The sequence below is a fragment of the Streptomyces adelaidensis genome, from assembly GCF_016598475.1.
Classification (GTDB): Bacteria; Actinomycetota; Actinomycetes; order Streptomycetales; family Streptomycetaceae; genus Streptomyces; species Streptomyces adelaidensis.
Genome location: NZ_JAEMUX010000013.1, coordinates 55,845 through 74,400, shown reverse-complemented (window position 1 = coordinate 74,400; position 18,556 = coordinate 55,845). Strand labels below are relative to the sequence as shown.

Below are 18,556 nucleotides of genomic sequence, written 5' to 3'. Positions count from 1 at the left end.
GGGGTGGCCCTCTCGTTGTGGCACAAGGTGGTCAGCGAACCGTCGCAGTCCCGAACCGGACACGCCGGAGCGGTAGCGGTCTACAGGACGCTGTCCAGGAATGTCTTCGTTCTGCCGTGCCGCGGGTTGCTGATCACGTCGGTCGGAGCACCGGATTCGACCACGATGCCGTCGTCCATGAACACGACCTGGTCTGCCACCTCGCGGGCGAAGCCGATCTCATGTGTCACGACGATCATCGTCATGCCGCTCTTCGCCAGATCGCGCATCACGTTCAGCACATCGCCGACGAGCTCCGGGTCCAAGGCCGAAGTCGGCTCGTCGAAGAGCATCAGTTTCGGATCCATCGCAAGCGCCCTGGCGATGGCCACCCTCTGCTGCTGACCACCCGACAGTTGAGCCGGGTACATGCCTGCACGATCGGTGAGACCGACTCGCTCCAGTAGTTCCATGCCTCTGGTGCGAGCGTCGGCCTTGCTCCGGCGCGCCACACCGACCGGGGCCTCGACGATGTTCTCCAACGCCGTCAGGTGCGGGAACAGGTTGAACCGCTGGAAGACCATGCCAATGCTCCGGCGCTGGGCCGCGATCTGACTCGGCTTCATCTGCCGGGCACGACCACCGTGTTCGTGGTAGCCCATCAGCTCACCGTCGACGTATATGCGCCCGCCGTCGACCCACTCCAGGTGATTGATGCAGCGCAGGAATGTCGACTTGCCTGAGCCCGAGGGCCCGAGCAGGCACATCACCTGCCCGCGCTCGACACGGAGATCGATCCCCCTGAGCACCAGATTCGCGCCGAAGCGTTTGCGGACGTCCCGCGCCTCCACCAACGGCTTCGGTCCGTCGAGGGCCTGTGTGTTCATGCCTCTCCTTCCGTCCTTGCGTCGGTGTGTGCGACCTGTGCGACACGGGTCCGCACCTGGCCCACCAAGCGGCGCGCCCGCTGCCAGGGCGTCAACGGCAGGCTTCGGTTGGTGCCGCGGCCGTATCTGCGCTCCAGGTAGTACTGCGGCACGGAGAGCACGGAGGTGAGGACCAGGTACCAGGCGCTTGCGACGATCAGCAGCTCGACCTGGCGCAGGTTCTGCGCCGAGATCCAGCTGGTCTGCGTGTAGAGCTCCGGCACCGCGATGAGCTGAAGCAGGGCCGTGTTCTTGAGCATGGAGATCGTCTCGTTGCCCATGGGCGGGATGATCACCCGCATCGCCTGGGGCAGAACGATGCGCCGCAGCGTGTACGCGGGCGACATCCCCAGCGAGTGGGCCGCTTCGACGTTGCCGTGATCGACTGAGAGCAGTCCTGCGCGGACGATCTCGGATGCGTATGCGGCCTCGTTCATCCCCAGGGCCAGCAAGCCGGCGACGAAGGGGGTCACGATCGCGTTGGTGTCCGCGGAGGCGAATTGAATCGAGGTGAAGGGGATACCCAGGGTGAGCTCCTGGTACAGCAGGCCGAGGTATCCCCAGAACACGATCTGGACGAGCAGGGGGGTGCCCCGGAAGAACCACGTGTACGCCCACGACATCACGCGCAGCACCGGGTTGGCGGACAGCCGCATCACCGCCAGCAGGATGGCGAGAGTCGTCGCCAGAACCATCGCGCAGCCGGTCAGTGCGACCGTGAATAGGACACCCTGGACGATCCGCCCGTCGAACAGGAAGTCAGCGATCGTCAGGTGCTCGATGTTCGGGTTGTGCCAGAGCGAGAACATCCAGCCGGTACACAGGGCGATCAGCACCGCGGCGGCCACCCATCGTCCCGGGTGCCGCAGGGGCGTGGCAGCTACATCGTGCGTCCCTGCGGCGGTCCGCTCATCCGGCGTGAGGCGGCTCGGCTTCTTGGCCGTCGCGATCTCGTCGGTCATGATCCGCGGTTGATGATCGCCGACTTGACGCCGTACGCGGACAGATCGTACTTGTCGAGGAGCTGCTTGTAAGCACCGTCCTTCACCAGCGCGTTCAGCGCCGCCTGCAGAGCGAGGACGAGGTCGTGGTCCTTTCGGAGCACCCCGATGCCGGTGTACACCGGACCGAATCCGGTGGGATGTGCGGGGTCGCTCACGACTTCGAATACGGTGCCGTTTCCTGCCGTGGCGGCGTTGTACCTGGCGGGTGCCGCGTCGAGCACGTCCGCGACGGCCTTCCCTGCGCGAACCGCGAGGAGGGCGTCACCCTCGGTGGGCAGTTCGATCACCGTGACCGGCTTCTTTCCGGCGGCTTCACATTTCGGCTCCTGGGCCCTCATCAGGTCGGCCTGCGTGGTGGCCTTGGCGACCGCGACAGACTTGCCGCACAGATCGAGCACCTTGCTGATCTTCTCCGGATTACCCTTCTTCACGACAATTTCCATTCCGGCTTGGAAGTAGTCGACGAAGTACAGACTCTTTTCCCGTTCCGACGTGTCATTCATTCCGTACATGATGATGTCGTGCTTGCCCGACTGCAGCGAGGGGATGATGCTGTCGAATGCCTGGTTCTTGAAGTTGAACGAGACGCCGAGCTTCACTCCGAGCGCCTGCCCCAAGTCGTAGTCGAATCCGGTCCACTCCTGGTTGGAGTCGAGCATCTCCATCGGCGCGTAGACGCCGCTGGCCACGTTGATCCCACCTTTGAACCGCTTGGGCAGCAGTGCCGCGACCTTGGCGTCAGCGATAATCGACGGCTGAAGTGTGCTTCCGCTCGCGGCTGGGGTCGCGGTGTCACTGGTGGCCGACGTGCCGCTGCAGGCACTGAGGAGAATTCCCGCGGTCCCCACTGCGAGAGTCGCGACGGTGAAACGGCTTCTGGTCATGTGCGTCTCTATTCGAATAGACAGCCATGGGTGACCCGACGCACGGCGCCCGGCATTTCGGGCTCAGGTCACGCGTCACTTGTCCGGCCGGTTGAGGAATCTCGACGACTCTTTCCGGGAAGAGCCCCGGAACAGAAAGGTCATTGCGGTGATTGTTGACCCCGGCCGGACCATCCGTCCTGGTCCGATTGCCCTAGGATCTGGTCATGGCCTTGTCCGATCGCCCAAGCAGCGAGATCGTCGCCGACACACCGGCCACGACGGTTCAGCACCTCGTCACGACCATCGGGTCGCCGGTCCTGCAGGTGCTGACCGCGCCACGTGGGTTGGAACAGTCGGTGCGGGGGACCGTGCTGCACGACCCCAACGACTCCCTGACGGGCGGCGTGGACCAGCTCTTGCTGGTGCCAGGGCTCCAGGGCGACCAGCCCGGCGCCGTGGAGCTCGTACGGGAGGCCGCCCGCCGCGGATACTGCGCGATGATCCTGAAGCTCAGAGGGAGCGACACCAGCGCGCTCGTCTCCGAATCGTCGACCAGCGGCCTCACCCTGCTCGCCGCGGCGAGCGAGGTCTCCTGGCGCCACCTCGACGCGCTGCTGCTCTCCGCCCTGGGTTCGCAAGGCGTCGGGGGCGATCCGAGAACCGGCTCCGGGGACGGGCTGTTCCTCCTGGCGAACGCCGCCAGTGCCGCTATCGGCGGATCCGTCGCGATCGAGGACCTGGACCGGCGCGTGATGGCCTATTCGTCCTCGCCGGACCAGCGCATCGACGCACTTCGTCGCGAAGGCATTCTGAGCCGCCGGGTCCCGGAGATCGACCACAATCTCGAACGCTATCGAATCGTGCTCGGCTCCGACGATGTCGTGCGCTTCCCCAAAGAACTCGGCGCCCTGCCACGCGCAGCGATCGCCATCAGGGCCGGAACTCAACCACTCGGCACGATTTGGGCCATCGAAAGCGCCGATGGCCTCGGAAGCGATGGCGAACAGGCACTGATCGATTGCGCACGGCTGGCCACCCTCCATATTCTTCGCAGCCGCAACGCAAACGAACTGGAGCTCCAGAAGCGCGAGAGCGCGCTGCTCGGGGCACTGGAAGGCTCGTGGGCGGCTCACGAAATAGTCTTTCGTCTGTCTATTCCCTCGGGAGCCGACCTCGGACTTCTGGGATTTGCCACCGCAGCCGACGCGACGGGTTCCCTGGCATTGACCGCTCACTTCAGCCATGCGCTGTCCCGCTACATCATCCCATTTCGTCCGGACGCGAGCATCGCAACAACGTCCCGTGCGGTCTATGCCCTGCTACCGGGCGGCGGTTCACAGGCTGCGACACGGATCGCGATGGGCGCGCTCACCGCGATCCGAAAGGATTTCGGCGACCACGTCCGCGCGGCGGTCGCACCCACCGAAACAGATCCGGCGGCCCTGCCGGCCATGCGCCGGGAGATCGACGACATCCTCCGGGTGACAACTGCCCACGCGGAGGCCCCGCCAGTGGCCGGGCTGACCGACGTACACGCGCGGCTCCTGCTGGCTCGTGTCGCCGACGAACTCAGCCATGAACCCCGCTTGAGACATCCAGCTGTTGCCGCGATGACCGCCCACGATGCCGAGCACGGTACGGACTTCGCCGTGTCAGTCCTCGCATGGCTCGACGCGGTGGGCAACGTCGCCGAAGCGGCGACCCGGCTGGGGGTGCACACCAACACCCTGCGCTATCGGCTGCGCCGGACCACCGAACTCTTCGACATATCGCTGAACGACCCCGACGACAGGCTCTCGTTGTGGTTGCAGCTACGCCTCATCCGCCGCTGAGTCCGCACTCCCGTAGTCGGCCCATCGCCCGTCACCTCGTCGGCGCGGAGCACGGCTGCCGCTGCCACCCCGTCGCCGACTGCGGCAAGCGCGGGCTCATCCCCGGCTGGACGGAGGACCTGGAACGCTACCTGGAGATGGGGAAAACCTGCTGCTCGCCCCGCTCCCCCAGCGTCCCGGCCCATGATTCCGGGGCGGGGCCTTCGGCGGTCCAATGCCTGGGACACGAGGCAATCGACAAGGGTCCTCGGTAGCCGATCTCGGGGTCGACGGTCTCTGGGTCGTGGTAGTCCCAGCCCGGCTGCTGCGCCTCGCTGCCCCGGTGGTGGTCGACGGTGAGCGCGGTGGTCCCGGTCTCGCGGGCCACGTCGGCGAGCAGGATCGTGGAGCGCCCGCAGTACGTGCCGACCTCGAGGAGTGGGAGGCCGAGCTGCCCGGCTTCCGCGGCCGCCGTGTACAGGGCCAGGCCCGCGTTCACCGGCATGAATCCCTTCGCCGCCTCGAACGCGGCCAGGATCTCGGGCTCGGGTGCCGCGGTCATGGGCGGGGGCCTTTCGGTCGTACGGGTCTGTGGACGCCCCATGCTGCCGTACCCCCTGGCCGGCGGGCGACAGGGGGTACGGCGGTTGCGGTCGAGGATCAGGGAGCGTCGGAGATGTCCAGCTTGTTCACCTTGATGCGGGTGGTGTCGAACTCCCAGGTGACGAAGAACTTGCCCGGCGCGTACTCGTCGGCCATCGGGTACGTGTCCCAGCCCGCGCCGGTGCCGGCCGGTGTCGGATCCTCCTGGCTCGCGGGACCGTCGGCGAAGAACTTGGCCGCGCTCCAAGCCGTCGCGCCGGGGCGCTTGGTCTTGTAGTAGAGGGCCGGGCGGGTGTTGGTGTCGCCGGTCGTGTAGATGTACAGGAGCTGGCCGTTGCTGTCCTTGCCGAAGTAGCTCCTGGCCGCGTTGTTGCTCGGCAGACCGGTGGCGGCTGTGAAGGCCGTCCAGCTCGCGCCGCCGTTGGTACTCGTGGCCGTCATGGCGTTGGCGTTGTCGGCGCGGGCGACCATGATCAGCGTGTTCGGATCGTCCGGCGAGACGACGATCTGGTTCTCACCGGCCTTGACACCGGTGGCGTTCCCGTTCGAGACGGTGCCGCCCTTGGTCCAGGTCTTCAGGTCCGGGTTCGTGGCGATCAGCACCCCGTTCTCCCGGCCCGTGCCCCAGTACGGGAGGACGGTGTTGCCGTTGGCCAGCTTGATCGGGCGGCCGGAGATGGCGAGGTTGCCGATGGTCGGCATGGTGACGGGGTAGTCCTGCCAGGTGTGGCCCTCGTCGGTGCTGCGCTTGACGACGGTGGCGGTGATCGGAAGGCCGTCGTTGTTCCAGCCGTCCCCGTCCGTCTCGCTCGTGTCCGCGACCGGGGTGCGCCCGAGGAACGCGAACAGCTCGCTGCCCGACTTGTAGAGCATCACGTAGTGCCAGGCGTACTGGTCGGTCTCCTGGGCCAGCGTCTGGGGGCGGCTCCAGGTCGCGCCACCGTCGGTGGTGTACGAGTACCGCATGTAGCCCATGTCCCGATTGCCGGGCCGCAGGCCTTCCCGCCAGGCCACGACCGCGTTGCTGGCGCTCGTGCTGATGATGTCCGGGGTACGGGGGCCGTCGCCGCCGGTCACCGTGTTGGTGTACACGGTCTTCTCGGCCGACGTGCCCTCGGCGGAGGCCGGGCCCGGCATCAGGAGGCCGGTCAGGACGGCGAGGGCGAGTGCGGTCATGAGCGCGGTCCAGCCGCGCTTGCGGGTCACCACAGCCATTCCCGGTCCAGGTTCGGAGCCGTCTCGGTCACGGCGTCGCAGTTCCACTGGATGGCCTCCGTGCCGGCGGTCGTGGTGCTGTTGGGGATGGCCAGGCACAGTCCGGTCCTGGCGTTCCTCAGCTGGTCGAGCCCGTCGTGGACCCAGACCTGCTCATCGTTCTGCGTGTCCTGGCACGGCCACTGGATGGCCTTGACGCCGAGCGTCGTGCTCCCGCTGGGGATGGCCAGGCACTGGCCGCTCGCCTTGTTGACCACGTGGTAGCCGCCGCCGGTCATCGGCTGGAGGGACCAGTAGTTGCTGTCGCTGTTGCTGCACGTCCACTGGATCATCACGGTGCCCTGGTCCTGGTCGGAGCCCGGGTTGGCCAGACAGAGGCCGGTGCCCATGTTGTAGAGGCGGGCGTTGACGACTGCCTCGGCTGTCTCGGCCGCCGACGCCGTACCGGTCAGGGCAGAGCCGGTGAGCAGAGGCGCGCTCAGCATCGCGATGGCCGCCGTGGTGGCGGCGATGCGTCTTCTCATTCGGGAGTTTCCTTAGCCGTTCCTGCTGTTGCCGAAGGAGGAGCGGCCCTCGTGGGGAGGGCCGCTCCGGCGGTTCCTTCTACCAGACCCACACCTGGTCGCCGCTAGTGGTGCAGGTCCACTGGATTGCCTCGGTGCCGTTGGTGGTGCTGGAGTTGGGGATGGCCAGGCACTTGTCGCTGTTCAGGTTGCGCAGGCGGTTGGCGCTGTCGTGGATCCAGATCTGTTCGCTGCCGCCGTTGCAGGTCCACTGGATGGCCTGGGTGCCGATGGCCGTGCTGGCGTTCGGCATGGCGAGGCACTTGTTGCTGTTCAGGTTTCTGACGATGTACCGGTCGCCGTTTCCGCCCGCGACCGACTCCAGTTGCCACTGCTGCTCGCTGTTGCCGCTGCATGTCCACTGGACCAGACCGACGCCGTTGGCCGTGTTCGCGCCGGGGACGGCCAGACACTTCGAGGTCGCGGCGTTGTAGAGCGTCTCGTAGGCGGTTGCTGCCGCGTTGGCTGGTGTGGCGAAGGCGACGGCGCACACCCCCGTGGCCGCGACTGCTGAGAGCTTCGTCAGTGACTTCATGATCATGACAGCAAGTACCTCTCTGATTTCGTCGATGTGCCGGTGGTGCAGGTGCCTGATCAGGATGCGGGGTGACTGCTGATGGAGTCGTTAGCTATGGGTCTCCACTGGGACTTGGCTGTGCGTCTACTCCCGCTCCAGGCGTGCGCGAAGGCGGTACTCCATGGGCGACATCCCGTACGCCCTGCGATGGGCACGGGTGAAGTCGGAGGCGCGCGGCAGGCCCCAGCGGGCGGCGATGGTGTGGATCGGCGTGGTGCGCAGCGCGGGGTCCGCGAGGTCGCGGCGGGCGCCCTCCAGACGCTGCCGGCGGATCCAGGAGGCGACCGTCTCGCCCCGCTGCTGTTCCTGGAAGACGCGGTGCAGATGGCTGACGGAGATGTGGTGCGCGGCGGCGATCACGGGCGGCGTCAGCTCCGGATCGTGCAGGTTCTGCCGGATGAACGCCCGGATGCGTTCCGTCAGGGCCCGGTGGCGGGTCTCCGGCGGCAGGGCGCGCCGCCTCCCGTACCTGGGCGATCCAGGCCGACAGCAGGTCGAGGACGACCCTTCCCAGGCGCGGCGCGTCGGACGGCCGCAGGGCGTCGGACTGCCGGTCCAGGCCCGTGAGGAAGTCGGTGAGCAGGGCGCCGATCCCCTCCCGCCCCGACAGACGCCGGGGGGGGGCGCAACTGACTCTCAACAACCGGGATCGCCGATCGGCCACGCCATCAGCAACACGCGCCGTCCCGCCACTGACAGCGCCAAGAGGCACCACCATCCACTACGCCCGGTGCACCCGGCACCCGACCGGATACATCGCGGACGACAGCCCACAGCCAGCGGATGAGAAGCGCCCCGTCCCGGATCCCACACACGCGACGCATTGTGTCGGCGCCGTCTTGGTCCCTGTCTGGTCCCTGGACCTTGGCTTCGAGCCCCCCGGGCAGCGGCCCCGGAGGCCGACGACATCCTTGGATACCTGTTCCGTCGCAGGTCAGAGCGATCAAACAATTTCCGAGCACCACAGGACCGGCGAGATCTCAGACTCGCGAGCAGCGGATTCAGTCCGTTCAGGCAAAGTTGACGCTCCGACACCCAAAAATGAACGTTTCCGCAGGTCAGAGCCCTGCTGAAGTGGGGCGGGTGGGACTCGAACCCACGGCCGACGGATTATGAGTCCGCTGCTCTAACCGGCTGAGCTACCGCCCCGTGCGGCGTGTCGCGCACATTTGTGCGCGCCGTCTGCCGCAGCATAGCCGCTCATACGATCTCCTGCTTCGGATGATCGGCCTTCGCATGCGCTTCTTGACCTTGAGGACTTGGGCGCGGCCCGCGCGGTTCCCCCGGACGTGAAAAAGGACCCCGACGGGGTCCTCGTTCAGGTTGCTCTCCCGACTGGACTCGAACCAGTAACCTGCCGGTTAACAGCCGGCTGCTCTGCCAATTGAGCTACGGAAGATCGAAGCTCCCCCGACTGGACTCGAACCAGTAACCTGCCGGTTAACAGCCGGCTGCTCTGCCAATTGAGCTACGGAGGATTGCCTCGTTGCATCGAACGTACCTCCCTGGGTATTCGCCAGGGGGCGTGCGCTCGCTGCGACACATACATTAGCGCAAGCAGGGGGGTGCTCCGCCAATCGGTATCCCCGTGTCCGTCGCCCACGCAGGGGCAACGGACGGGACCGAAGCAGACGTAAGGGAAGGGTGGTCGCCATGCGCTATCGGCTCACGTTCTTTGCCGGACTGGCCCTGGGTTACGTGTTGGGCACACGTGCCGGGCGCGAACGCTACGAGCAGTTGAAGAAGTCCGCCCGGCAGGTCGCGCAGAACCCGGCGGTGCGGAACACCGCGGAGTCGGCGGCCCAGCAGGGGCGCGTGTTCGCGGGCAAGGCGTACCACGTGGTCAGTGACAAGGTCGGGGACCATGTGCCCGACTCGGTCACCGAGCGGGTGCGGTCGCTGCGCGCGCGTAACGCGAACGGCTCCGCCGGAGACGACTGGGGTACCAGTAATACGTAGCGGCCGCATCGCGTCGGCCCAGCCGCCGCGCGACACTCCCACCCCTTCCCGTGCGGCAGAATTTCCGCCATGGGGATAGTCGCCGGGCTGGACAGTTCGCCCGAATTTACGCGCATTGTCGTCTGTGACTCGGACACAGGGGCCGTGCTCAGGCAGGGCTATGCCCCGCACCCGCTGGAATCGGCGGAGGGCGGGGGGCGTCCGTCGGACGTCGATCCACAGGCGTGGCTGCTGTCCCTGGGGGAGGCGGCCGTCGGTGGGCTGCTGGAGGGCGTGCAGGCGATCGGGGTGTCGTCCCAGCAGAACGGGCTGATCGCGCTGGACGCACAGGGCAACACCGTGCGGCCGGCGATGGTCGGCGGTGACAAGCGGTCCCAGGTCGCGGCGGCCGACCTCGTCGACGCGCTCGGGGGGCGCGGGGCGTGGGCCGAGGCCGTCGGGTGTGTGCCGGGGGCCGCGCAGCCGGTGACCAAGCTGCGCTGGATGAGCCGGACGGAGCCGGACGCGGCGATGCGTACGGCCGTACTGCTCCAGGCGCACGACTGGCTGGTCTGGCAGTTGCTGGGACGGCCTGTCAGGAGAACCACCGACCGGGGTGGGGCGTCCGGGACCGGGTACTGGAACGCGGCGACCGGGCAGTACCGGACCGATCTCGTCGAGATGGCCCTCGGGCACCAGGTCATGCTGCCCGAGGTGCTCGGGCCGTCGGACGCCGCGGGTACGACGCCGGAGGGGCTCCTCATCTCCGCCGGCACCGGCGAGACCATGGCCGCCGCGTTCGGGCTCGGTATCGCGCTCGGCGACGCGGTGGTGTCACTGGGGGCCTCCGGGTCCGTCATGGCCGTACACAGCGAGGCGCTCGTCGACTCCACCGGGATGATCACCTCGCTGGCCGACGCCACGGGGATGCATCTGCCGGTCGTCACCACGATGAACGCCGTACGGACGCTGCGCGGGGCCACCGAGATGCTGGGAGTGGCCGATCTGGAGGCGCTGTCCGAGCTGGCGATGAAGTCGACGCCGGGGTCGCACGGGCTGGTCATGCTGCCGTATCTGGAGGGCGAGCGGACACCGAATCTGCCGCACACGGCCGGGACGCTGGCCGGGCTGCGGCGGGAGTCGATGAAGCCGGAGCACTTCGCGCGGGCCGCGTTCGAGGGCATGCTGTGCGGGCTCGCGGACGCGCTGGACGTGCTGCGCGGGCGGGGCGTCGATGTGCGGCGGATCTTCCTGCTGGGTGCGGCGGCCGAACTGCCCGCGGTGCAGGCGGCGGCGCCCGCGCTGTTCGGGGTGCAGATCGTGGTGCCGCAGCCGGCGGACTACGCGGCGGTGGGGGCGGCCCGGCAGGCCGCCTGGGCGCTCGGAGTCACCCAGGGGACCCTCGATCCGCGTACGCCGCCACTGTGGCCCGGAGCGGCCGCGCAGGTGCTGGATCCGGCGGACGACCTGGCGGTCGGACAGGCGGTTCGGCAGCAGTACGTATCGGTACGTGAGCAGACTCACCCCGGAGCATTTCGGGCGTAGACGCCCGCCGTAGCCGGGCTTCGGACGGCCGCGGGTTCGTCGTGGCTGGTCGCGGCGGTCGCCCGTCCTCTCCGGGGGCGGAACACCGATCCTTCACCGTTGGGTTAATTCGGTTGAGGTAACGCGGGTGGAGTGTCGGACGATGGGGGGTGGTGCATCCACATCCTCGTCCTCGACTCCGAGAGATCTCGCGTGCTCATACGATTGCTGAGAAGTCATCTTCGTCCGTACAAGAAACCCATTGTCCTGTTGGTGCTGCTGCAGTTCGTACAGACGTGCGCCACGCTCTATCTGCCGACGCTGAACGCGGACATCATCGACAACGGTGTGGTGGAGGGGGACACGGGTTACATCCTGTCCTTCGGCGCGCTGATGATCGGCATCTCGCTGGTGCAGGTCGTGTGCAACATCGGGGCCGTGTACTACGGCGCCCGTACGGCGTCGGCGGTCGGCCGGGACATCAGGGCGGCCGTGTTCGACCGGGTGCAGTCGTTCTCGGCGCGTGAGGTCGGTCACTTCGGTGCGCCGTCGCTGATCACGCGGACGACGAACGATGTGCAGCAGGTGCAGATGCTGGTGCTGATGACGTTCACGCTGGTGGTGTCGGCGCCGATCATGTGTGTGGGCGGCATCGTGCTGGCACTCGGTCTCGATGTGCCGTTGTCCGGGGTGCTGCTCGCCGTCGTACCAGTGCTCGGGATCTCCGTCAGCCTGATCGTGCGCCGGTTGCGCCCCCAGTTCCGGCTGATGCAGGAGCGGCTCGACACGGTGAACCGGGTGCTGCGGGAGCAGATCACCGGCAACCGGGTCATCCGGGCGTTCGTGAAGGACGACTACGAGAAGGACCGCTTCCGGGCGGCGAACGCCGACCTGACCGAGGTGTCCCTGGGGACCGGGCGGCTGCTGGCGCTGATGTTCCCCATCGTGATGACGGTCGTGAACGTCTCGTCGATCGCGGTGGTGTGGTTCGGGGCGCACCGGATCGACAGCGGGGGCATGGAGATCGGGGCGCTCACCGCGTTCCTCGCCTATCTGATGCAGATCGTCATGTCCGTGATGATGGCCACCTTCATGTTCATGATGATGCCGCGCGCGGAAGTGTGCGCCGAGCGCATTCAGGAGGTCCTCGACACCGAGACGAGTGTCGTGCCGCCCACCGAGCCCGTACGGGAGCTGCGGCGGCGTGGGTTCCTGGAGGTACGGGGTGCGGGTTTCCGCTACCCGGGGGCCGAGGAGCCGGTGCTCAGGTCGATCGAGGTCACGGCGCGGCCGGGTGAGACGACCGCCGTCATCGGGTCCACGGGCAGCGGGAAGTCGACGCTGCTCGGGCTGGTGCCGCGGCTGTTCGACGTCACCGAGGGCGAGGTGCTCGTGGACGGCGTCGACGTACGGACCCTTGATCCGCGGCTGCTGGCCAGGACCGTGGGGCTGGTGCCGCAGAAGCCGTATCTCTTCTCCGGGACCGTGGCGACGAACCTGCGGTACGGCAATCCGGACGCGACCGACGAGGAGTTGTGGCACGCGCTGGAGGTGGCGCAGGCCAAGGAGTTCGTGTCCCGGCTGGACGGCGGGCTTGGCGCGCCCATCGCGCAGGGCGGGACGAATGTGTCGGGCGGGCAGCGGCAGCGGCTCGCGATCGCGCGGACGCTGGTGCAGGGCCCGGGGATCTATCTGTTCGACGACTCGTTCTCCGCGCTCGACTACGCGACGGACGCCGCCCTGCGCGCGGCGCTGGCGCGGGAGACCGCCGACGCGACGGTCGTGATCGTCGCCCAGCGGGTGGCGACCATCCGGGACGCCGACCGGATCGTCGTCCTCGACGAGGGCCGGGTCGTCGGCACCGGACGCCACCACGAGCTGATGGCCGACAACGAGACCTACCGGGAGATCGTGCTCTCCCAGCTCACGGAAGCGGAGGCAGCCTGATGGCCGGGCCGTTGGGACGGATGGCGGGAGCCGGAGGCGGCCCCGATCAGCACTCCATGGACTTCAAGGGGTCCGGGAAACGACTGATCGCGCAGTTCAGGCCCGAGCGGTTCACGATGTACGCGATGCTCGCGTGCGGTGTGTTCAGCGTCGGGTTGTCGGTGCTGGGGCCGTGGATCCTCGGCAAGGCGACCGACCTGGTGTTCGCGGGCGTCGTCGGGCGGGAGATGCCGGCGGGGCAGACGAAGGCCGAGGTGCTGGAAGGGCTGCGGGCGGGCGGCGACGGCGGTGTCGCCGACATGTTGCGGGGCACGGACTTCACGCCCGGCGAGGGCATCGATTTCGGGGCCGTCGGCGGCGTACTGCTGGTTGCCCTCGGCATCTTCCTGGTCGCCGGGCTGCTGATGGCGGCGGCCACCCGGCTCTCGAACCGGGCCATCAACCGGACCGTCTACCGCATGCGCGAAGAGCTCCAGGCGAAGCTGTCGCGGCTGCCGCTGTCGTACTTCGACCAGCGGCAGAGGGGAGAGGTCCTCAGCCGGGCGACCAACGACATCGACAACATCGGGCAGACGTTGCAGCAGTCGATGGGGCAGCTCATCAACTCGCTCCTCACCATCATCGGTGTGCTGGTGATGATGTTCTGGGTGTCGCCGCTGCTGGCGCTGGTCGCGCTCGTCACCGTGCCGGTGTCGTTCGTGGTGGCGACCCGGGTGGGCAAGCGGTCGCAGCCGCACTTCGTGCAGCAGTGGCGGACCACCGGGAAACTCAACGCGCACATCGAGGAGATGTACACCGGGCACACGCTCGTGAAGGTGTTCGGGCGGCAGGAGGAGTCGGCGAAGCAGTTCGCAGAGGAGAACGACCGGCTGTACGAGGCCGGGTTCAAGGCCCAGTTCAACAGCGGGATCATGCAGCCGCTGATGTTCTTCGTGTCGAACATCAACTATGTGCTGGTGGCTGTGGTGGGTGGACTGCGGGTCGCTTCGGGGACCCTGTCCATCGGTGACGTGCAGGCCTTCATCCAGTACTCGCGGCAGTTCTCGATGCCCCTGACGCAGGTGGCGTCCATGGCGAACCTGGTGCAGTCGGGGGTGGCCTCGGCCGAGCGGGTCTTCGAACTGCTGGACGCCGACGAGCAGGCCGCCGACGCCGTGCCCGGGGTGCGGCCCGAGGAGCTGCGGGGGCGGGTCGCGCTGGCGGGGGTGTCCTTCCGGTACGACGCCGACAAGCCGCTGATCGAGGATCTGTCGCTGGCCGTCGAGCCGGGGCACACCGTGGCGATCGTGGGGCCGACCGGGGCCGGGAAGACGACCCTGGTGAACCTGCTGATGCGGTTCTACGAGGTCACGGGTGGGCGTATCACCCTGGACGGGGTGGACATCGCGTCCATGTCACGGGACGAACTCCGGGACGGGATCGGGATGGTGCTCCAGGACACGTGGCTGTTCGGGGGGACCATCGCGGACAACATCGCGTACGGGGCGTCCGCGGCGCGGAAGGTTACGCGGGGGGAGATCGAGGAGGCGGCGCGGGCGGCGCACGCGGACCGGTTCATCCGGACGTTGCCGGACGGGTACGACACCGTGATCGATGACGAGGGGAGCGGGGTGAGCGCCGGTGAGAAGCAGCTCATCACCATCGCTCGGGCGTTTCTGTCCGATCCGGTGATTCTGGTGCTGGACGAGGCGACGAGTTCGGTGGACACGCGTACGGAGGTGTTGATCCAGAAGGCGATGGCGAAGTTGGCGCATGGGCGTACGTCGTTCGTGATCGCGCATCGGCTGTCGACGGTCCGGGACGCGGACACGATTCTGGTGATGGAGAGCGGGGCGATCGTCGAGCAGGGGGCGCATGGGGAGTTGTTGGCCGCGGGTGGGGCTTATGCGCGGCTGTACAAGGCGCAGTTCGCCGAGGCTGTGGCTGAGGTGGACTGAGGGAGGTGGGGGGCGTGGGATTTTTCGCCCCCGCCGCCCCTACCCGTCCCATCACCAGGGGCTGCGCCCCTTCGATCCCCGTTTTCGGGTGCAGGTGCGTGGGGGCTGGTCGCGCAGTTCCCCGCGCCCCTGAAAGACGGGGCTGCAGACGGATCCTCAGTCCAGGTAGCCCCTCAGCTGGTCCGCGAAGGCGTGGTCCCTGAGTTTGTTCAGGGTCTTGGACTCGATCTGCCTTATGCGTTCGCGGGTTACGCCGAAGATGCGGCCGATCTCCTCCAGGGTGCGGGGGCGGCCGTCGGCGAGGCCGTAGCGGAGTTGGACGACCTTGCGTTCGCGTTCGCCGAGGGTGGAGAGGACCGCTTCGAGGTGTTCGCGCAGGAGGAGGAAGGCGGCCGACTCGACGGGGCTCGCGGCGTCGCCGTCCTCGATGAGGTCGCCGAGGGCCACGTCGTCCTCCTCGCCCACGGGGGCGTGCAGGGAGACCGGTTCCTGGGCGAGGCGGAGGACCTCGGTGACGCGTTCGGGCAGGAGGTCGAGGTGGGCGGCGACTTCCTCGGGGGTGGGTTCGTAGCCCCGTTCCTGGAGCATGCGGCGCTGGACGCGGATGACCCGGTTGATCAACTCGACCACGTGGACGGGGACTCGGATCGTGCGGGCCTGGTCGGCCAGGGCCCGGGACATGGCCTGGCGGATCCACCAGGTGGCGTAGGTCGAGAACTTGTAGCCGCGGGCGTAGTCGAACTTCTCGACGGCGCGGATCAGGCCGAGGTTGCCCTCCTGGACCAGGTCGAGCATGGTCAGGCCGCGGCCGACGTAGCGCTTCGCGACGGAGACGACGAGCCGGAGGTTCGCCTCGATGAGGCGGCGCTTGGCCATGCGGCCCATGACGACCAGCTTGTCGAGGTCGAGGGCGAGCTGGGTGTCGAGGTCGGTGGCGCCGCCGAGTTTCTCCTCGGCGAAGAGGCCGGCCTCGACCCTGCGGGCGAGTTCCACCTCCTCGGCGGCCGTGAGCAGCGGGATGCGGCCGATCTCGCGCAGGTACTGGCGGAACAGGTCGGACGACGGACCGCTGGTGTCGGCGCGGCTGCGCGGTGGTTCCACGGGCTCGGGCGGCTCGGCCGTCTCGACGGCCTCCACCTCGGCGGCGGGCGGCTCGTCCTGGCCGGGCGGACCGTCCGGCGCCGTCTCGGGGTGGTGCGCGGCGCGGCTCTGGGCGGGGACCGCGGCGATGACGTCGGTCTCCGCCTCCTGCTCCACGCCGTCGGTACTGATGGCCGTACTGGTGTCGTTCTGGATCAGGGTCTGGGTCTGCACGGGCGCGACCTCCAGGAATGTCGCTGCTGAGGCGTACGGCAGCGGTACGTCGGGGATGGCGCGGGCGGCCTCGCCGCCATCCATCCCGTACTCATCGAGCGGAACCGCGGGGATCTCGGACCCATGGGGGACGGGTCGGCCGCGCTCCGAGGACTCAGGCACCGGAACCCAGTGTGGAGTACGACACACAGCCGCCACGAGGGGCGTGCGGTGACTTTTTGCGTCCGGTCCGTGACGCCGCGGTCACCCTGCCGTACGAGTGCGCTGCTGGGAGGCCCGTAAACCGCTTGAAGGCCGTATGGAACGGGGCGGCTCCGGCGCGGTATTGGCATATGTGCACCGGGGGCGTTCACGTCCCGGGGCCCGGCCGGCGCGGCTCAGAGCGCCTCCGCGCCCCGCTCCCGCAGTGCCTGGTCGTACTGCTGGAGGACCCACAACTCGTTCTGTACGGCGGCCAGCTGGGCCGGGTCGCCGTGCGTGCTCGCGCGGGCCAGGCTGCCCTGCACGTCGCGCACCCGGCGTTCGACGGCGCGGCGGCGGACGGTGACCAGTTGGGCGCCCGCGTAGACGTCGTCGACCGTCTTGCGCATGATCGCCTCGACGGCCAGCTCGGTCACCATGGCCCGCACGGTGTCGTCCGGCGCGGCCTCGCGGACCCGGATCAGGTACTCCTGCGGGTCCGTCACGCCGTACTCGACACCGCCCGCCTCGATGATCGTCTGGCGTACGGCCGCGTACTGGTCGGCGGTGAACTCGTCGGCCCCGTACGCGTCGAACGCCGGGGCGACCAACTCGGGCCGCTGCAGGGCGAGTTTGAGGAGTTCGCGCTCGGTGGCGTAGACCGGGTTGCGGAGGGTGAGGGCGGGGCCGGAAGGGGGCCGGGAGGCGGACTCGTACGGCTGGGAGGGGCGCTGCTGGGCCGGGGCGGGGCCCTTGCCGCCGCGGTCGCGGGCCCAGCGGGCGAGCTGGGCGACGCGCTTGACGACGAACTGGGTGTCGAGGATGCCGAGCATGCCGGCGAGCTGCACGGCGACCTCGTGCTGGGCGCCGCTGTTCTTGATGCGGGCCACGATGGGCGCGGCCTCGTCGAGGGCGGCGGCCCGCCCCGCCGGGGTCTCCAGGTCGTAGCGGGCGACGATCTGGCGGAGGGCGAACTCGAAGAGCGGGGTGCGGGGTTCGGCCAGCTCCGCGACCGCCTGGTCGCCCTTCGCCAGGCGCAGCTCGCAGGGGTCCATGCCGTCGGGTGCGATCGCGATGTATGTCTCGGCGGCGAACTTCTGGTCGTCCTCGAAGGCGCGCAGGGCGGCCTTCTGGCCGGCCGCGTCGCCGTCGAAGGTGAAGATCACGCGGGCGCTGCCGTTGTCCATCAGCAGGCGGCGGAGGATCTTGATGTGGTCGCCGCCGAAGGCCGTGCCGCAGGTCGCGATGGCGGTCGTGACGCCGGCGAGGTGGCAGGCCATGACGTCCGTGTAGCCCTCGACCACGACGGCCCGGCTGGCCTTGGCGATGTCCTTCTTGGCGAGGTCGATGCCGTAGAGGACCTGGGACTTGCGGTAGATGGCCGTGTCGGGCGTGTTCAGGTACTTGGGTCCGTTGTCCGCCTCGTAGAGCTTGCGCGCGCCGAAGCCGACGACCTCGCCGCCGATGTCGCGGATGGGCCACATCAGGCGGCCGCGGAAGCGGTCGATGGGGCCGCGGCGGCCCTCCTGGGACAGCCCGGAGAGGAGCAGCTCCTTGTCGGCGAAGCCCTTGCCGCGGAGGAAACGGGTGAGGTGGTCCCAGCCCTGGGGGCTGTAGCCGACGCCGAAGTGGACGGCCGCCGCCTGGTCGAAGCCGCGCTCGGCGAGGAACATCCGGCCGGTGTCGGCCTCGGGGCTCGTGGCCAGCTGCTCCGCGTACCACTCGGCGGCGATCTTGTGCGCCTCGACCAGGCGGATCCGCTCGCCGCGCTGGTGGGAGGGGTTGTACCCGCCCTCCTCGTAGCGCAGGGTGATGCCGGCCTGGGCGGCCAGGCGCTCCACCACCTCCGAGAAGGAGAGGTGGTCGACCTTCATCACAAAGGTGATGGTGTCGCCGCCCTCCTGGCAGCCGAAGCAGTGGAAGAGCCCCTTGCTGGGGCTGACCTGGAAGGAGGGCGACTTCTCGTCGTGGAACGGGCAGAGTCCTTTGAGGTTCCCACCGCCCGCGTTGCGCAGCTGGAGGTACTCGGACACCACGGCGTCGATCGGGACCGCGTCCCGTACCGCCTTCACGTCCTCGTCATTGATCCGTCCTGCCACGCGGTGATTCTACGGTGGTCCACTGACAGCCATGGGGCACAGGCAGCGCCCCGCAAGGGGCGCGGGGAACTGC

The 18,556-nt window shown here is 68.4% G+C and carries 13 protein-coding genes, 3 tRNA genes and 2 pseudogenes; 5 read left to right on the top strand and 13 right to left on the bottom strand.

The features are described from left to right. Positions 1–80: 80 nt before the first annotated feature. The 3 genes from I8N67_RS10435 to I8N67_RS10425 are packed head-to-tail and all read right to left on the bottom strand — an operon-like array spanning position 81 to position 2,793. On the bottom strand, positions 81–866 hold the full coding sequence (locus I8N67_RS10435; protein WP_200302446.1) for an amino acid ABC transporter ATP-binding protein: 786 nt from the start codon (positions 864–866) through the stop codon (positions 81–83). Next, positions 863–1,867 carry an amino acid ABC transporter permease gene (locus I8N67_RS10430; protein ID WP_200302444.1) on the bottom strand — a complete coding sequence of 335 codons (1,005 nt, stop codon included), beginning with the start codon at positions 1,865–1,867 and terminating at the stop codon, positions 863–865. Before I8N67_RS10430 ends, I8N67_RS10435 begins: the two co-directional genes overlap by 4 nt. Then, complete coding sequence (locus I8N67_RS10425; protein ID WP_200302442.1) at positions 1,864–2,793, bottom strand: ABC transporter substrate-binding protein; 930 nt, start codon at positions 2,791–2,793, stop codon at positions 1,864–1,866. Before I8N67_RS10425 ends, I8N67_RS10430 begins: the two co-directional genes overlap by 4 nt. 206 nt (positions 2,794–2,999) lie before the next feature. Here I8N67_RS10425 and I8N67_RS10420 point away from each other — a divergent pair, with 206 nt between their 5' ends. Continuing rightward, a complete protein-coding gene (locus I8N67_RS10420) occupies positions 3,000–4,607 on the top strand; it encodes a PucR family transcriptional regulator (RefSeq protein ID WP_200302440.1) in 1,608 nt (535 codons plus the stop codon). Between the two features lie 253 nt (positions 4,608–4,860). Here the strand turns inward: I8N67_RS10420 and I8N67_RS10415 are convergent. The 8 genes and pseudogenes from I8N67_RS10415 to I8N67_RS10380 form a co-directional block, all read right to left on the bottom strand. Beyond that, positions 4,861–5,148, bottom strand: a pseudogene (locus I8N67_RS10415) (class I SAM-dependent methyltransferase); the annotation flags it as partial. 98 nt (positions 5,149–5,246) lie between these two features. Then, the gene (locus tag I8N67_RS10410) at positions 5,247–6,404 is read right to left on the bottom strand and encodes a sialidase family protein (RefSeq protein ID WP_200302438.1); all 1,158 of its coding nucleotides are present in this window, start codon (positions 6,402–6,404) and stop codon (positions 5,247–5,249) included. Beyond that, positions 6,392–6,928: an RICIN domain-containing protein gene (locus I8N67_RS10405; protein ID WP_200302436.1), complete on the bottom strand. Its 537-nt coding sequence runs from the start codon at positions 6,926–6,928 to the stop codon at positions 6,392–6,394. Before I8N67_RS10405 ends, I8N67_RS10410 begins: the two co-directional genes overlap by 13 nt. Before the next feature lie 79 nt (positions 6,929–7,007). Then, on the bottom strand, positions 7,008–7,508 hold the full coding sequence (locus tag I8N67_RS10400) for an RICIN domain-containing protein (RefSeq protein WP_200302434.1): 501 nt from the start codon (positions 7,506–7,508) through the stop codon (positions 7,008–7,010). Positions 7,509–7,628: 120 nt separating this feature from the next. After that, positions 7,629–8,160, bottom strand: a pseudogene (locus I8N67_RS10395) (helix-turn-helix transcriptional regulator); the annotation flags it as partial. Positions 8,161–8,619: 459 nt separating this feature from the next. Further along, positions 8,620–8,693 (bottom strand) — tRNA-Ile (locus I8N67_RS10390). 177 nt (positions 8,694–8,870) lie between these two features. After that, positions 8,871–8,943 (bottom strand) — tRNA-Asn (locus I8N67_RS10385). 6 nt (positions 8,944–8,949) lie between these two features. Beyond that, a tRNA-Asn gene (locus tag I8N67_RS10380) sits at positions 8,950–9,022 on the bottom strand. A 175-nt stretch (positions 9,023–9,197) separates the two neighbouring features. Between I8N67_RS10380 and I8N67_RS10375 the strand changes: the two genes are divergently transcribed. The 4 genes from I8N67_RS10375 (at position 9,198) to I8N67_RS10360 (ending at position 14,890) form a co-directional block, all read left to right on the top strand. Continuing rightward, on the top strand, positions 9,198–9,503 hold the full coding sequence (locus I8N67_RS10375) for a YtxH domain-containing protein (RefSeq protein ID WP_200302432.1): 306 nt from the start codon (positions 9,198–9,200) through the stop codon (positions 9,501–9,503). A 69-nt stretch (positions 9,504–9,572) separates the two neighbouring features. Beyond that, positions 9,573–11,027: an FGGY family carbohydrate kinase gene (locus tag I8N67_RS10370; RefSeq protein ID WP_200302430.1), complete on the top strand. Its 1,455-nt coding sequence runs from the start codon at positions 9,573–9,575 to the stop codon at positions 11,025–11,027. Between the two features lie 192 nt (positions 11,028–11,219). After that, positions 11,220–12,953 carry an ABC transporter ATP-binding protein gene (locus I8N67_RS10365; RefSeq protein WP_200302428.1) on the top strand — a complete coding sequence of 578 codons (1,734 nt, stop codon included), beginning with the start codon at positions 11,220–11,222 and terminating at the stop codon, positions 12,951–12,953. Then, positions 12,953–14,890, top strand: coding sequence for an ABC transporter ATP-binding protein (locus I8N67_RS10360; protein WP_200302426.1), 1,938 nt, complete (start codon positions 12,953–12,955; stop codon positions 14,888–14,890). The genes I8N67_RS10365 and I8N67_RS10360 overlap by 1 nt, the downstream gene beginning before the upstream one ends. 156 nt (positions 14,891–15,046) lie before the next feature. On the opposite strand, the gene I8N67_RS10355 is transcribed toward I8N67_RS10360, so the two are convergent. Both I8N67_RS10355 and dnaG read right to left on the bottom strand, forming a co-directional pair. Continuing rightward, positions 15,047–16,366: an RNA polymerase sigma factor gene (locus I8N67_RS10355; RefSeq protein WP_200302424.1), complete on the bottom strand. Its 1,320-nt coding sequence runs from the start codon at positions 16,364–16,366 to the stop codon at positions 15,047–15,049. Between the two features lie 215 nt (positions 16,367–16,581). Further along, complete coding sequence (gene dnaG, locus I8N67_RS10350; protein WP_200302422.1) at positions 16,582–18,483, bottom strand: DNA primase; 1,902 nt, start codon at positions 18,481–18,483, stop codon at positions 16,582–16,584. Positions 18,484–18,556: the final 73 nt, after the last annotated feature.